A 13,828-nucleotide genomic window follows, 5' to 3' on the forward strand; every position below is an offset into this window, starting at 1 on the left:
AATCGAGTCGCCGGTGCCCCCGGGGCCCGGGGGCACCGCCTCAGGTGTCGTCGCCGAGCACCGGCTCCGGCAGGGTGCCGGCGTTGTGCTCCAGAAGACGCCAGCCCCGGGCGCCCTCGCCGAGGACCGACCAGCAGCAGTTGGACAGTCCGCCCAGGCTCTCCCAGTGGTGCGGCTCCAGTCCGAGCAGCCTGCCGATGGTGGTGCGGATGGTGCCTCCGTGGCTGACCACGACGAGGGTCCCGTCGTCGGGGAGCTTGTCGGCATGGCGCAGGACCACCGGGGCGGCCCGGTCGGCCACCTCGGTCTCCAGCTCCCCGCCGCCCCGGCGCACGGGCTCGCCGCGCTTCCAGGCGGCGTACTCCTCGCCGTGGCGCGCCACGATCTCGTCGTGGGTGAGGCCCTGCCAGACACCCGCGTAGGTCTCGCGCAGCGCCGCGTCGTGGGTGACGTCGATGCCGGTGACCGCGCCCAGCTCACCGGCGGTCACGGCCGCACGCCTGAGGTCGGAGGCGACGATCGTGTCGGGGGCGAGGGCCGCCAGCAGGCGGGCCGCCCTCCGGGCCTGGGCGAGACCGGTCTCGGTCAGCTCGATGTCCGTGGAGCCCTGGAACCGGCGCTCCAGGTTCCAGGCGGTCTGGCCGTGCCGCCACAGCACGATCCGGCGGCCGCGCCTCCTCCCGGCAGGGGCGCCGGCGGCCCCACCCGGATCGGTCATGCGGTTCAGCTCAGCTCACCTTCCGCATCCTTGCCGGTGAGCTGGGCGTGCTCCTCGCCCTTGCCGCGCGTCCTGAGCGCGTCCTCGGGGAGCGGGAGCTCCGGGCAGTCCTTCCACAGGCGCTCCAGCGCGTAGAAGACGCGCTCCTCGCTGTGCTGGACGTGGACGACGATGTCGACGTAGTCGAGGAGGATCCAGCGGGCCTCGCGGTCGCCCTCGCGACGCACGGGCTTGGCCCCGAGCTGCTTGTTCAGCCGCTCCTCGATCTCGTCGACGATCGACCGGACCTGCCGGTCGTTGGGCGCGGAGGCGAGCACGAAGGCGTCGGTGATGGACAGCACGTCGCTGACGTCGTACGCGATGATGTCGTGCGCGAGCCGGTCGGCAGCCGCCTGGGCGGCGGCGGTGACAAGCTCGATGGATCGGTCGGTAGCGGTCACAGGGAGGCTTTCGTCGGCGGTCAGAATCCCTTCCAGGGTCTCATGCACCACCGGCGCGCCTCTCCTGCGTTCCCGCGGCCCCGGCCGCTCAGCCCCCGTAGTCGGAGCCGAGGACCACGGACACGTCCGCGTTGGCCGCGGCCTCACCCTTCTGCACGGCCCCCGCGGGGAGTCCCAGGGTCTTCGCGACCTCCTCGGCCCTGGCCCTCTGCGTGTCGTCGCCGTAGGTGACCCGGGACGCGGCCGCCGCGGCCGCCGTGCCGCCGTCGACGACGCTGTAGCCGCCGTTCACCAGGGCGATGCGGGCGGCCTCCGTGGAGGTGTCGTCGCCGGTGCCGTTCCTCAGGCCGACCCTGACCGCCGCGCCCTGCTCCGGTGCGGTGACCTTGCCCCCGAGCACGTCCTTGACGACTCCGGCCGCGGTCTTCTCGGTGAGCGTGCCGTCCTCCTGCACCGGCAGGACCGCCGTGGTGTAGTCGCCGCCCTTGGCGTGCTCGGCGAGCTTCGCCAGCGAGGTGCCGAGGTCCTGCTCGTCGAGGGAGGGGTCGAGGATCTGGGCCAGCGTCTCGACGACGAGGGTCGCCGAACCGGGGTCGGTCGGCATCTTCTTCAGCACGCCCTGCATCACCTGGCCGAAGCGCCGGAGCTGCTCCTCCTCGGCCTCGCCGCTGCCGAGATGGGTGGCGTAGGCCACGGCCGCCCGTCCGTCGAGGGTCTGGTTCTCGCCCTTCCGCACCAGGGGCGGGTCGCCCTTCTTGGCACCGGGGACCTCGGTGTCGGTGGTGAGGTCGATCGTGCCGACCAGTTCGACCAGGTTCTCCAGGTACGGCGTGTCCAGGCGCCAGGTGCCGGAGATCCGCGCCCCGAGGAGGGTGCCGACGGCCTCGCGGGTCCCGGTCGACCCGTCGTCCTCGACGGACTTGGCGAGCGTGGTCGCCGTGCCGTCGTCGTTGGCGACGGAGAGGGTGTTGGGCAGCAGGACCGTCGTGCCGTGCCGGGCGGTGACGTTGTCGACGAGCAGCGCGGTCGAGGTGCGCTCGCTCTTGGTGCTGTGCAGGTGCACCACGATCACGTCGCGCTTCTGGGGCCCGGATCCGGTGGCCTCGGACGCCGTCTCCGCCGAGCCGCCCGGCAGCTTGCCCGCGTACCAGAGGTACCCGACCCCGCCGGCGGCCGCCAGCGCGAGGACGACGGCGAAGGCCACGAGGCGGTTGCGGCCCCGGCGCTTGGCCTCCTCACGGCGCTCCGAGCGGCTCTCGGTGAACTTGAGCCAGTCGATCACGTCCTCGGAGTCCTCGTCGGGCTCCTCGATGAACGAGAACTGCTCGGTGCGGTACTCCCGGTCGCCCGCCTCGCCCCGTCCCTCCCCGGGGCCGCCGTCCGGGCCGGTCCGGCGCTGCTCGGGGACGGCGGGGGCCGCGGGGCGGTTCCCGTCCCCGGGGGCGGGGTACTGCTGCGGGATGCCCCACTGCCCGGCGGTGTCGACGGCCGCGGGGCGGCCCCCGGACCCGTAGCCCTGGCCGCCCTGGTCGTAGCCGTGGCCCTGCGGGTACGCCTCGCGTCCGTCGGGGACGCGGTCCCCGGGCCGCGTGTCCTGCGGGTACGCGCCACCGGCGCCCGCGGCGTAGGGGTCGCCGGCGGGGGCCTGCGGGTCCTGGGCGTAGGCGCCCGGGGCGTGGGGAGCGGCGCCGGGGGCGTAGGGGTCCCGGTCGTAGCCCGGTCCGCCCGGGTAGGGGTCCTGCGGGGCGTACCCGGGGTAGGTCTGCTGCGCATGCCCAGGGTAGGGGTCCTGGTGCTGTGCGTAAGGGTCGTACTGCGGGGGCTGCTGGTAGACCGGCCGACCGTACTCGTCGTAGCCGATGATCTGCGGCTGCTGCCCGTACGGGTCGTACGGCTGCTGCTGGTCGTTCACCGGTGCCCCTCTCCGTGACTCATGCGCCCCTGTAGAGGCGGCGCTTGTCGATGTAGCGCACCACGCCGTCGGGCACCAGGTACCAGACCGGATCGCCCTGGGCGACCCGGTCGCGGCAGTCGGTCGACGAGATCGCCAGGGCGGGCACCTCCACGAGGGAGACACCGCCCTCGGGCAGTCCGTCGTCCGTCAGATCATGGCCCGGCCGGGTCACTCCGATGAAGTGGGCGAGCGAGAACAGCTCCTCGGCGTCCCGCCAGCCGAGGATCTGGGAGAGCGCGTCGGCGCCGGTGATGAAGAAGAGGTCCGTGCCCTCGTTGAGCCGGTGGAGGTCCCGCAGGGTGTCGATGGTGTAGGTGGGTCCCGCGCGGTCGATGTCGATGCGGCTGACCGAGAACTGAGGGTTGGACGCCGTGGCGATGACCGTCATCAGATAGCGGTCCTCGGCCGGGGAGACGTTCTTGTGGCTCTTCTGCCACGGCTGGCCGGTCGGTACGAAGACCACCTCGTCGAGGTGGAACAGGGCGGCCACCTCGCTGGCGGCCACCAGGTGCCCGTGGTGGATCGGGTCGAAGGTCCCGCCCATCACCCCGAGTCGGCGCTTGCCGGGGCCGGACCCCGCGGCCGCGTTCTGCTGCTCCATGCGTGCAGAGCCTACTGGCACACGTGTCCGGCCCGGACTCAGCGGTCGCGGTTGAAGCGCGTGGTGATCCACAGCAGCAGCATCAGGGCGGCGAAGGCGCCGATGCCGGTGACGTAGGGGCTGAGGCTCTGGTGGTTGCCGCCGTGCTCGGCGCCTTCGGCGAGGGTGACCAGGGTGGCGGCGCTCGTGAGGCTCATCTTCAGCAGGACCTATCCGATCGGGGTTCGGGCTCGGAGACTTCGCGCACATCGTATGCGGGGCCCTCGGGCACGCTCACGCCGACTCGGTCGTTGAGGTTATCCACAGGCTCCGCCGGGCCATGGCGCCAGCACCTACGCTGGGGTCCTGTCAGGGGGACGAGCACGACTCGCGACATACAGGGGGCACGCATGACCGAAGGCCACGAGCAGGCACCGAGCAGGCAGCGGCGCCGCTTCCCGGACATCTCCTCGCGGACGTACGAGCATCCGGCGGACCGTTCCGCGCTGGTGGCACTCCGCAAGCTCAGCGGATTCGACACCGTCTTCAAGGCCCTCAGCGGGCTGCTGCCGGAGCGCAGCCTGCGCCTGCTGTTCCTCTCGGACTCCGTACGGGTGAGCGATGCCCAGTTCGCCCATCTGCACACGATGCTGAGGGACGCCTGCTACATCCTGGACCTGGAGAAGGTCCCGCCGATGTACGTGACACAGGATCCCAGGCCCAACGCGATGTGCATCGGCCTGGACGAGCCGCTCATCGTGGTGACCACCGGCCTGGTGGAACTCCTCGACGAGGAGGAGATGCGCGCCGTGGTGGGCCACGAGGTGGGCCACGCGCTGTCGGGCCACGCCGTGTACCGCACGGTCCTCCTCTTCCTCACCAACCTCGCGCTCAAGGTCGCCTGGATCCCGCTGGGCAACGTGGCGATCACGGCGATCGTCACGGCGCTGCGCGAGTGGTTCCGCAAGTCCGAGCTGTCCGCGGACCGGGCGGGCCTGCTGGTGGGTCAGGACCTCCATGCCTCCATGCGCGGGCTGATGAAGATAGCGGGCGGCAACCACCTCCACGAGATGAACGTGGACGCCTTCCTGGAGCAGGCCGAGGAGTACGAGGCGGGCGGAGACCTGCGCGACTCGGTCCTGAAGATCCTCAACGTCCTGCCGCGCTCCCACCCGTTCACCACGGTCCGGGCCGCGGAACTCAAGCGCTGGGCCGAGAGCCGCGACTACCAGCGGATCATGGACGGCCACTACCCGCGGCGCGAGGAGGACAAGGACGCCTCGGTCGGGGACTCCTTCCGGGAGTCCGCCTCGCACTACGCGGACACCGTGCGCACCAGCAAGGACCCGCTGATGAAGCTCGTGGGCGACATCGCGGGAGGCGCGGGCGACCTGGGCGGCAGGCTGCGCGACAGGTTCACCGGCGCGGCGGGCACCGCGAACGGCTCCGGCGCGACAGGCGGCCCGGGCGAGAAGGGGGAGTAGCGGGCCGGGCGCTCGACCGCCCGGGGCGGGGGCGGGGCGGGGCGCGGGCCGGCCAGCGCCCGGAAGCCCCAGCGCCCGGAAGCCCCGGCACCCGGCACCCGGCACCCGGCACCCGGGAGGGTTTCGCCGGAGCCCGCTGGGCTGAGGTGCCGCGCGCCGGGACGACGGGCCCCCGCCGGTCGCCCCGGGGCATCGGGCGGCGGCCCGTCAGGGAGCCTCGGGGTCGGGCAGCGCCTCGGCGGACAGCGTTCCGCACAGGGCGGCCGCGGGCGGGCCTGGCGCATAGGGGTCGGTACCGGCGGGCCCCTCCGTCCCGGCGCGCTCGCCGGCCAGCAGCGGACGGAGCACGGCGGTGGCGTCGGCGGCGCAGTCCTGGGGGCCGGCCTGTGTGTCGCCGGCCAGCACCTCGACCCTGCGCTGGCGCAGGTCGTCACGGTCCAGCCGGAAGTGGAGCTCGCGGCGGACGGTGAACAGGGAGGCCCCCGCTTTCCGGGCGGCAGCGCCCTCGGCGGGTTTCAGGGCGTAGGCGAAGGTGTGGTCCGAGGTCACCTCCAGGGCGCCGGAGGCCCCCTCGGTCACCTGAAGGGCGCCCCTGACGCGGACCTCGCGGTCCGCGAGGGCCACGTGCTCGGGGTCGAAGCGGACGATCCACCCCGTCATGGCGTGCCTGCCGTCGGCGGCGGGGTCGGCGACAGCCCGGTCGAACTGGGCGAGTTGGTCGGGATGGAGCAGTGCCCTGACGGCACGGACCTCGCCCCCCGTGAGCACGTCCGGATCGAGCGAGGAGGCGACGAGGTAGTCCTTGACGGTGGCCAGGGCCGCGGTGACCTGCGCCTCGGTGAAGTGTGCGGTCCGGCGGACGGCGGGCATGGCCAGGCCCTCCGCACCCGACCGGTAGTCGGCGGCCGGGCCGTTGTCGAGGACCTGGCGGGGTGTTCCGCCGGGCACCTGTCCACGCGGCGCGAGGGAGGTGAGGGTCATGCGCATGGCCTCGGCGGGCCGGGAGGCGGCGGGCTGCTGCGGCTGGCGCAGGCCGAGGTACACGGCACCGGCGAAGGCGACGGCCACCAGCACGACGACGAGGAGCACCTGGCCGGAGCCGCCCCGCCGGACGGCGGGGAGGCTGCGCACGGCCCGCGCATGGTCGCCCATGCGCTCGACGGCCGAGTACTCCTGGACACGGGCAGCCTGGACGAACGATTCGTCGAACACGACGGACCGGTACTCGTCGTCACCGCCCGGAAGCCCCTCGGGGCCTTCCTCCGGCGGGTCCCCGCGGCGGGCCATACCTTCAGGGTAGGTCTGGCAGGGGCACGATAAACGCTTCGCCGGACGGCATATCGCCGCGCCGTCCCCCCGAAAGGCCCGGGGCGGAGGCCGGCGGCGCCCCTGGCCGAAGGCCCGGTCCGGCCGCAGCCTGCTGGCCGGCCGGGCAGCGCGGCGGAGCCGGCCCCGCCCGGGGCGCCCGCAGGCGCACGACGGCGAAGAGGTCAGGTCGCGTAGGGCCGTACGGGGGTGGGCGCGGGGGAAACCGCCGCGGGGCCGCGGCCGCCGACGGAAGCACCGGTCGGCGAGGCGTCCACGCCCGTCCTCGTCGGCTGCGGTACGCGGTCGTCGCGGTTGCCCGCGGCGGCGCCGCGGTAGACCGCGGCGAAGGCGAGGACGACCATGCCGACGCCCATCAACAGGGCGAGAAGCCAGGCGACCGGCCGGTGCCACCGGGCGGTCCCCCGGTAGGGCCGCAGGGCGCCGCCGTGGCGCCCGTAGGGGCCGTCGGGCTCGTCCGCGTCGTCCGCGTGGCGCCCGTCGCCTCCGGCGCGCCGGCTCCCGGATGCGTCCTCCCGGGTGTCGGGGTGCGACCCGGAGCGGGCGGCCGCATCGGCCTCGGCACGGGCCTGGGCGGCGGCAAGCAGCCGCTCGACGGCCGAGGGCTCGTGGAACACGGCGGCCCGGACGAAGTCCTCGTCGAACTCCACGGCGGCGAAGTCCTGGTCCGCGCCCCCGCGGTCGTCGTCGGGCTCCCAGCCGTCCGGGAACGGCTTGCCCCCCACGTCGTCCGGCACGCTCTCAGAGTAGCCCCGGGGCGCGGCTTGCGGCAGCGGGAGCGCGAAGTCCCCCCGCCCGGGTGACGCCCCGGACGGGAGTGAGCGGCGGTCGGCGGGCAGCCGCCGGGATCACCGGGTGTGGCCGTCGCCGGTGACGATGTACTTCGTGGAGGTGAGCTCGGGCAGCCCCATGGGCCCGCGGGCGTGCAGCTTCTGCGTGGAGATGCCGATCTCGGCGCCGAAGCCGAACTGGCCGCCGTCGGTGAAGCGCGTGGAGGCGTTGACGGCGACGGTGGTGGAGTCGACCAGTCGGGTGAAGCGCCGCGCCGCGGCCTGGGAGGTGGTGACGATCGCCTCCGTGTGACCGGAGGACCAGAGCCTGATGTGGGCCACGGCGGCGTCCAGGGAGTCGACGACGGCGGCGGCGATGTCGTAGGAGAGGTACTCGGTCTCCCAGTCCTCGGCGACCGCCGGCACGATGGTGGCCTTCGTCGCCTCGGCGTAGGAGGCGACGCGCTCGTCGCCGTGGACGGTCACCCCGGCCTCGGCGAGGGCGTCGAGCGCGCGGGGCAGGAAGGCGTCGGCGGCGTCCCGGTGGACCAGGAGGGTCTCCGCGGCGTTGCAGACGCTCGGGCGCTGGGCCTTGGAGTTGACGAGGATGTCGACCGCCATGTCGATGTCGGTGTCGGCGTCGACGTACACATGGCAGTTGCCGGTGCCGGTCTCGATCACCGGGACGGTGGAGCCCTCGACGACCGTGCGGATCAGCGAGGCTCCGCCGCGCGGGATCAGGACGTCCACCATGCCGCGGGCGCGCATCAGCTCCGTCACCGAGTCCCGGCTCTCGCCGGGGACCAGCTGCACGGCGTCGGCCGGGAGACCGGACCCGCCGACGGCGTCCCGGATGACCCCGACCAGGGCCGTGTTGGAGGAGTAGGCCGAGGAGGAGCCGCGCAGCAGCACGGCGTTGCCGGACTTCAGGCAGAGCGCGGCGCCGTCGACGGTCACGTTGGGCCGGGCCTCGTAGATGATGCCGACGACCCCGAGCGGCACCCGGACCTGGCGGAGGTCGATGCCGTTGGGGAGGGTCGAGCCCCGCACCACCTCGCCGACCGGGTCCGGCAGTGCGGCCACCTGGCGCACGTCGGCGGCGATGGCCCGTACGCGCTCGGGAGTGAGGGTGAGCCGGTCGATGATCGACTCGCTCGTGCCCGCGGCGCGGGCCCGCTCGACGTCCACCGCGTTGGCCTCGATGATCTCGTCCGCGCGCGCCTCCAGGGCGTCGGCGATCGCCAGGAGTGCCTCGTCCTTGGCCGAGCGCGGCAGCGGCGCGAGGTCGGCGGCGGCGGCGCGGGCCCGGTGGGCGGCCTGGGCGACCGGGGACAGCGTGTCGTGGGGCGTGACCGAGGAGAGCGACGTCATACCCCGCAGGGTAGTGCGCCGCCGGTGCGGCACCGGCCCGTGTCCCGGAGTGCGAGACGATACCTGGACATACGCACCACCAGGACGTGCACGCCGGGCGCCGCCCACCGGCCCCTCCGCCGTCGTGCCGCCCCCGCGGACCGGCCGCTGCCGCGTCCGCGGAGCCGGGCCGGATCAGAAGGGGTGGACCCCCACCGGTGAGGCCGGAGGCGGCCCGTACCCCTCGGCGACCCGCTGGTGGTAGGTCTGCCGGTCGACGACCTCCAGGCCGACGATCTCCCAGGGGGGAAGCTGCGCCGTGGAGCGGTGCTCCCCCCACAGGCGCAGCGCCACGGCCGCCGCGTCGTGCAGGTCGCGGGCCTCCTCCCAGTAGCGGATCTCCGCGTGGTCGTTGGCGTAGCGGCTGGTGAGGAGGAACGGGTGGTCCCGGGCCAGCTGCTCCAGCCCTCGCCGCACCTCCTTCAGCGGCTCTTCCGGCCCGGAGACGCTGAGTGTGATGTGCCAGAGCCTGGACAGCGGCTGCTCCCGGGCGCCGCGCTCCGCCTCCGGGGCCCCCGCCCCACCGGTGACGGCTCCGGTCGGCTCCCTGCCCGGGCCCGGCGGTTCGCGCCGGTCCCGGGAGTCCCCCGGCTCTCGTGCGGCGAACCGCTCGGGTCCGTCACCGGCATCCGGGACGCTGGTCAGCGTCCGCTCCTCGCCTGCCGCCCGGCGGGCGAGGGAGGGCTTCCCGTTGGCGCGGGGCGTGTCCCCAGGGCGCGCTCGTCTCACCGGCCGCCTCCTGTTGCTGGTCGTTGCGGACCCGTGGATCCCTCGGGTCCGCAACAAAGTTGACCAGCCCACGGCAGGCGGTGGGGCCGTTTTGGTAAAGGTCTCTACAGGAGGGCGGCACTTTCCGCCCTTTCGGGGCGGGTCAGGGCTCCAGGACGACGAGATCGTCCCTGTGTACGACTTCCCGCTCGTAGGCCGGGCCGAGTTCGCGCGCCAGCTCCCGGGTGGAGCGCCCCAGCAGCTGGGGCAGCTCCCTGGCGTCGAAGTTGACCAGCCCCCGCGCCACCGGCCGGCCCGTGGCGTCCCGCAGCTCCACCGGGTCTCCCGCGCTGAACTCCCCGTCCACCGCGGCGATCCCGGCGGGCAGCAGCGACTTCCTGAGCTCGACCACGGCCCGCACGGCCCCGTCGTCGAGGGTGAGCGCCCCTCTCGGGGTCGACGCGTGCGCCAGCCAGAGCAGCCGGTCGGCCGAGCGGCGTCCCGTGGCGTGGAAGAACGTGCCCGTGTCCCGGCCGGCGAGGGCGTCGGCCGCCCTGCTGGACGAGGTCAGCACGACCGGCACGCCCGCGGCGGCGGCGATCCGGGCGGCCTCCACCTTGGTGACCATGCCGCCGGTGCCCACACCGGCCTTGCCCGCGCTGCCGATCTGCACATGGGCGATGTCCTTGGGACCCCGCACCTCCTCGATGCGGGAGGTGCCGGCGCGGGACGGGTCGCCGTCGTACAGGCCGTCGACGTCCGAGAGGAGCACCAGCAGGTCGGCGCGGACGAGGTGGGCGACCAGAGCCGCGAGCCGGTCGTTGTCACCGAAGCGGATCTCGTCCGTGGCAACCGTGTCGTTCTCGTTGACGACGGGCAGCGCACCCATCGCCAGGAGCTGGTCCATCGTCCGGTACGCGTTGCGGTAGTGGGCGCGCCGGCTGGTGTCGTCGCCGGTGAGGAGCACCTGCCCGACCCGGACGCCGTAGCGGGCGAAGGAGGCCGTGTAGCGGGCGACCAGCAGCCCCTGCCCGACGCTGGCCGCCGCCTGCTGGCGGGCGAGGTCCTTGGGGCGGCGGGCGAGGCCGAGGGGGGCGAGGCCGGCGGCGATGGCTCCGGAGGAGACCAGCACGATCTCCTTCTCGCCTCCGCTGCGCACCTTCGCGAGGACGTCGACGAGTGCGTCCACCCGATCCGCGTCGAGCCCCCCGGCGGCCGTGGTCAAGGACGAGGAACCGACCTTGACGACGATCCTCCGGGCCTGCGTCACCTGCTGTCTTGCCACTGTCACACGCCGAATCTATGTCAGGGCGGTGCCCGGGCGCGCGGCCGGTCCGGCCGCTGGACAGGCGTCCGGCGCCGCGGCCCGCCCGCCACCCCGCCACGAGCGGGGGAACACGCGTACGACATGGCGGAGTTGTCCCGATTCCTGCTGCACCATCGGGCGTACGGCCACGAGGGCGGCGGCCGGGCCCGCAGCGTCCCGCCCTCCGGCCGCTTCCTTGACTCGGGCTTCCACAAGAGACGGGGCACATGGTGTCGGTCAAAGTGAGTGTCGTCATCCCGGTGTACAACCCGGGCAAGTACCTCGACCCCTGCATCGCCTCGCTGCTCGGGCAGACACTGGCCCCCGGGGAGTTCGAGGTGCTCTTCGTGGACGACGGCTCGACGGACGAGACACCCGCGCGGCTGGACGAACTGGCCGAACAGCACTCCCACGTACGGGTGATCCACATCCCCAACTCCGGCTGGGCGGGCAAGCCCCGCAACGTCGGGGTGGAGGAGGCGGTGGGCGAGTACGTGCAGTTCGTCGACCAGGACGACCGGCTGGCCCCGGACGCCCTCCGCCGCCTGTACGCGATGGGCCGCCGCAACGGCTCGGACATCGTCATCGGCAAGGTCGCCAGCGACTTCCGCGGTGTGCCGCACGGGGTCTTCCGCAGGGACCGGGAGCGCTGCACCCTGCGCAACGCACCGCTGTTCGACAGCCTCACGCCGCACAAGATGTTCCGTACCGCGTTCCTGCGCGAGCACGGCATCGCCTACCCGGAGGGCAAGCGCCGGCTGGAGGACCAGCTGTACATGATGCGGGCGTACATCCCCGCCCGGGTGGTCTCGATCCTCGGCTCGTACACCTGCTACCACTACTCCAGGCGGGACGACGGGAAGAACGCCGGCTCGGCCAGGCTCGTGCCCTCCGGCTACTACGGGAACCTGCGCGAGGTCCTCGACGTGGTGGTGGACGGGATCGAGCCGGGCCCGCTGCGGGACCGGGTGCTGCGGCGCTTCTACCGGGTGGAGATGCTGGGCCGGCTCAGCGAGCCGGCGGTCCTCACCTACGAGGGCGGCTACCTGCGCGAGATGGTCGAGGCGGTGCGTCCGCTGGCGCGGGACTTCATGACGGACGCGGTGCACGAGGGCCTGGGGCCGATGCTCCGGATGCGGTCGGAGCTGCTGCGGGCAGGGGACGCCGAGGGGCTGGTGGCCCTCGCCCGGTTCGCCTCCTCGGTCAAGGGGGCGGTCCGCCTGGAGGACCTGGAGTGGCGGCCGGACGGGCGGATCGCGATCACCCTCACCGCCCGCCTCGCCTGCGGCCCCGGCCGCGAGTCCCTGCCCCTGGTACGCCGCGGCGGACGGGTGCTGCTCGATCCGTCCCTCGCCGCCGCAGCGGAGGCCGACGCACCGCACGCCGACGCACACGCCCTCCCGGCGGCGATCGACGTCACCGACGACCTGGGCGCCTTCACGGCCGAGTTGTCGCTGCGCGACCGGGAGACCGCCGTCGAGTGGTACTGCCGCGCGGCCTTCACGGCGGAGGTGGTGGACGGCGGCTCCGCCCCGCAGGGGGCGGACGGCCGCTGCGAGGTGGTGCTCCGGGGAACCGGCGAACTCGCGACGGAGGGCGGACGCTCGGGCCGCGGCAGCCTTCCCCGCGGGTTCTGGGACGCCTGGGTGACCGTCCGAGGGCTCGGCCTCGTGCGCAAGGCGCGGGTGGGCGCCGACCGGGCGGGGCACGTGGACGAGCGCTGCCTGCCCGCGCTGCTCTCCGAGGGTCCGCGCTCGGTGATCCCCTACTTCACCGACCCGCACGGCAACCTGACCCTGGACGTGGCGCGCCGCGGCAAGCGCACCGTGCCCCATCTGCGGGGCCGCAGGGTGCAGCGGATGCCCGGGGGCCCGGTGGAACTGCGGCTCGACCTGTTCACCGCCGCCGGCACCGGCCCCGGCACGGGTTGCGGCTCCGGGCAGCCCGAGCTGGCGCTGGCCAAGCCCGCGGACGGGGACGGGATCGCGGAGCCCGTCGCGGTGCACACCTTCCCCGGCACGCTGCGGCCCCGGCTCGGGCGGGCCCATCTGGCGGTGCCGCGCCAGGTCCCGGGGGCGCCCGAGGGCAGCTGGCTGCTGTGCGTGCGGCTGGACGGACCGGCCGGACCGCTGCTGCCGCTGTGCGGGGCGGAGGTGGACCGCGCCGGCAGGCTCCGGACGGACGGTGCGCTGGCCTCCCCCGAACCGGCCGTGCTCCGCCGTCTGGCGTCCGAGCAGCGCCGGTCGGCGGCGAGGCAGGTGCTCAAGGCGGTGGCGGGACCGGTGGTGCGGCGACTGCCCCCGGCGGGCCGGCGCAAGGCCCGCCGGCTCGCCGCGCGGGTCCTCGGCTGAGGGACGGTGGTGCCCGGTCCCGCGGGCCGGGGCGGGGCACCACCGGGGGGACGGGGAGAGGGGGGAACGCACGCGGCCGCCCGCAGGCTCCCCGCACGGCCGGACGAGCACCGGCGGTGCGGGCCCCGCGGGCCCGGCGTGCGACGGCAGCGGTCGGAACGACAGCGAGGACGTGATCGGATGCGGCAGCTCTCCATCGCCGGGGCCTGGGCCCATGAGCCGAGGGTGTTCCGTGACACCCGCGGGAGCTTCCACGAGTGGTTCAGGGCGCCGGACTTCAGCGGCGCCGCCGCCCACCCGCTGAGCCTGGCGCAGGCGAACTGCTCGGTCTCCCGCCGCGGCACGCTGCGGGGCGTGCACTTCGCGGATGTGCCACCCGGGCAGGGCAAGTACGTGTCGTGCGTCCGTGGCGCCGTCCTCGACGTCGTCGTGGACGTCCGGGTCGGCTCTCCGACCTACGGCCGCTGGGAGGCCGTCCGCCTGGACGACGCCGACCACCGCTGCCTGTACCTGGCAGAGGGGCTGGGGCACGCCTTCATGGCGCTGACGGACGACGCCACGGTCGTGTACCTGTGCTCCGAGGGCTACGCGCCGGAGCGGGAGCGCGGCATCGACCCGCTGGACCCGCGGCTGGGCATCGCCTGGCCGGCGGACGTCGAGCCCGTGCTCTCGGAGAAGGACGCCGCGGCGCCGGCCCTGTCCGAGGCGGCGCGGCGGGGGCTGCTGCCCGACTACGACGCCTGCGTGGCCCACTACCGGCGGCTCGGCGGGGCCTGAGTCC

Annotated in this window: 13 protein-coding genes; 3 read left to right on the forward strand and 10 right to left on the reverse strand. The window is 74.2% G+C overall.

The genetic code is table 11. The annotated features are described in order from the left end of the window. Positions 1-40: 40 nt before the first annotated feature. The 5 genes from NPS70_RS06590 to NPS70_RS06610 form a co-directional block, all read right to left on the reverse strand. Positions 41-718, reverse strand: a complete 678-nt coding sequence (locus NPS70_RS06590; RefSeq protein WP_256523088.1) for a histidine phosphatase family protein — start codon at positions 716-718, stop codon at positions 41-43. Between the two features lie 5 nt (positions 719-723). Continuing rightward, positions 724-1,158 (reverse strand): ribosome silencing factor, encoded by a 435-nt coding sequence (gene rsfS / locus NPS70_RS06595; protein ID WP_256523089.1) that lies wholly within the window; start codon positions 1,156-1,158, stop codon positions 724-726. Positions 1,159-1,246: 88 nt separating this feature from the next. Beyond that, on the reverse strand, positions 1,247-3,070 hold the full coding sequence (locus NPS70_RS06600; protein ID WP_256523090.1) for a LytR C-terminal domain-containing protein: 1,824 nt from the start codon (positions 3,068-3,070) through the stop codon (positions 1,247-1,249). Positions 3,071-3,089: 19 nt separating this feature from the next. Further along, on the reverse strand, positions 3,090-3,713 hold the full coding sequence (nadD, locus tag NPS70_RS06605) for a nicotinate-nucleotide adenylyltransferase (protein ID WP_256523091.1): 624 nt from the start codon (positions 3,711-3,713) through the stop codon (positions 3,090-3,092). Between the two features lie 38 nt (positions 3,714-3,751). After that, positions 3,752-3,910, reverse strand: coding sequence for a hypothetical protein (locus NPS70_RS06610; protein ID WP_256523092.1), 159 nt, complete (start codon positions 3,908-3,910; stop codon positions 3,752-3,754). Between the two features lie 192 nt (positions 3,911-4,102). Here NPS70_RS06610 and NPS70_RS06615 point away from each other — a divergent pair, with 192 nt between their 5' ends. Further along, complete coding sequence (locus tag NPS70_RS06615) at positions 4,103-5,176, forward strand: M48 family metallopeptidase (protein WP_256523093.1); 1,074 nt, start codon at positions 4,103-4,105, stop codon at positions 5,174-5,176. A gap of 207 nt (positions 5,177-5,383) precedes the next feature. Here the strand turns inward: NPS70_RS06615 and NPS70_RS06620 are convergent, their stop codons facing one another. The 5 genes from NPS70_RS06620 to proB all read right to left on the reverse strand — a co-directional run bounded on the left by NPS70_RS06620 (position 5,384) and on the right by proB (position 10,681). Then, the gene (locus tag NPS70_RS06620) at positions 5,384-6,463 is read right to left on the reverse strand and encodes a hypothetical protein (protein WP_256523094.1); all 1,080 of its coding nucleotides are present in this window, start codon (positions 6,461-6,463) and stop codon (positions 5,384-5,386) included. A 203-nt stretch (positions 6,464-6,666) separates the two neighbouring features. Beyond that, positions 6,667-7,239, reverse strand: a complete 573-nt coding sequence (locus NPS70_RS06625) for a hypothetical protein (protein WP_256523095.1) — start codon at positions 7,237-7,239, stop codon at positions 6,667-6,669. A gap of 111 nt (positions 7,240-7,350) precedes the next feature. Beyond that, positions 7,351-8,643 (reverse strand): glutamate-5-semialdehyde dehydrogenase, encoded by a 1,293-nt coding sequence (locus tag NPS70_RS06630; protein ID WP_256523096.1) that lies wholly within the window; start codon positions 8,641-8,643, stop codon positions 7,351-7,353. A 174-nt stretch (positions 8,644-8,817) separates the two neighbouring features. Then, complete coding sequence (locus tag NPS70_RS06635) at positions 8,818-9,411, reverse strand: hypothetical protein (protein WP_256523097.1); 594 nt, start codon at positions 9,409-9,411, stop codon at positions 8,818-8,820. Between the two features lie 142 nt (positions 9,412-9,553). Beyond that, entirely contained in the window at positions 9,554-10,681 is a 1,128-nt protein-coding gene (proB, locus tag NPS70_RS06640; RefSeq protein ID WP_256523098.1) for a glutamate 5-kinase, read from the reverse strand. Positions 10,682-10,938: 257 nt separating this feature from the next. Between proB and NPS70_RS06645 the strand changes: the two genes are divergently transcribed. Both NPS70_RS06645 and rfbC read left to right on the forward strand, forming a co-directional pair. After that, positions 10,939-13,047, forward strand: coding sequence for a glycosyltransferase family 2 protein (locus tag NPS70_RS06645; protein WP_256523099.1), 2,109 nt, complete (start codon positions 10,939-10,941; stop codon positions 13,045-13,047). A gap of 180 nt (positions 13,048-13,227) precedes the next feature. Continuing rightward, a complete protein-coding gene (rfbC, locus tag NPS70_RS06650) occupies positions 13,228-13,824 on the forward strand; it encodes a dTDP-4-dehydrorhamnose 3,5-epimerase (RefSeq protein ID WP_256523100.1) in 597 nt (198 codons plus the stop codon). The last annotated feature ends 4 nt before the right edge of the window (positions 13,825-13,828 follow it).

This window comes from Streptomyces sp. C10-9-1, assembly GCF_024497955.1.
Lineage (GTDB): Bacteria > Actinomycetota > Actinomycetes > Streptomycetales > Streptomycetaceae > Streptomyces > Streptomyces sanyensis.

Excerpts from the sequence above, each read along its gene's own strand:
- nadD (WP_256523091.1), bottom strand. The coding sequence starts at position 3,713 with ATGGAGCAGCAGAACGCGGCCGCGGGGTCCGGCCCCGGCAAGCGCCGA.
- NPS70_RS06630 (WP_256523096.1), bottom strand. The coding sequence starts at position 8,643 with ATGACGTCGCTCTCCTCGGTCACGCCCCACGACACGCTGTCCCCGGTC.
- rfbC (WP_256523100.1), top strand. The coding sequence starts at position 13,228 with ATGCGGCAGCTCTCCATCGCCGGGGCCTGGGCCCATGAGCCGAGGGTG.
- NPS70_RS06615 (WP_256523093.1), top strand. The coding sequence starts at position 4,103 with ATGACCGAAGGCCACGAGCAGGCACCGAGCAGGCAGCGGCGCCGCTTC.
- NPS70_RS06590 (WP_256523088.1), bottom strand. The coding sequence starts at position 718 with ATGACCGATCCGGGTGGGGCCGCCGGCGCCCCTGCCGGGAGGAGGCGC.
- NPS70_RS06620 (WP_256523094.1), bottom strand. The coding sequence starts at position 6,463 with ATGGCCCGCCGCGGGGACCCGCCGGAGGAAGGCCCCGAGGGGCTTCCG.
- NPS70_RS06610 (WP_256523092.1), bottom strand. The coding sequence starts at position 3,910 with ATGAGCCTCACGAGCGCCGCCACCCTGGTCACCCTCGCCGAAGGCGCC.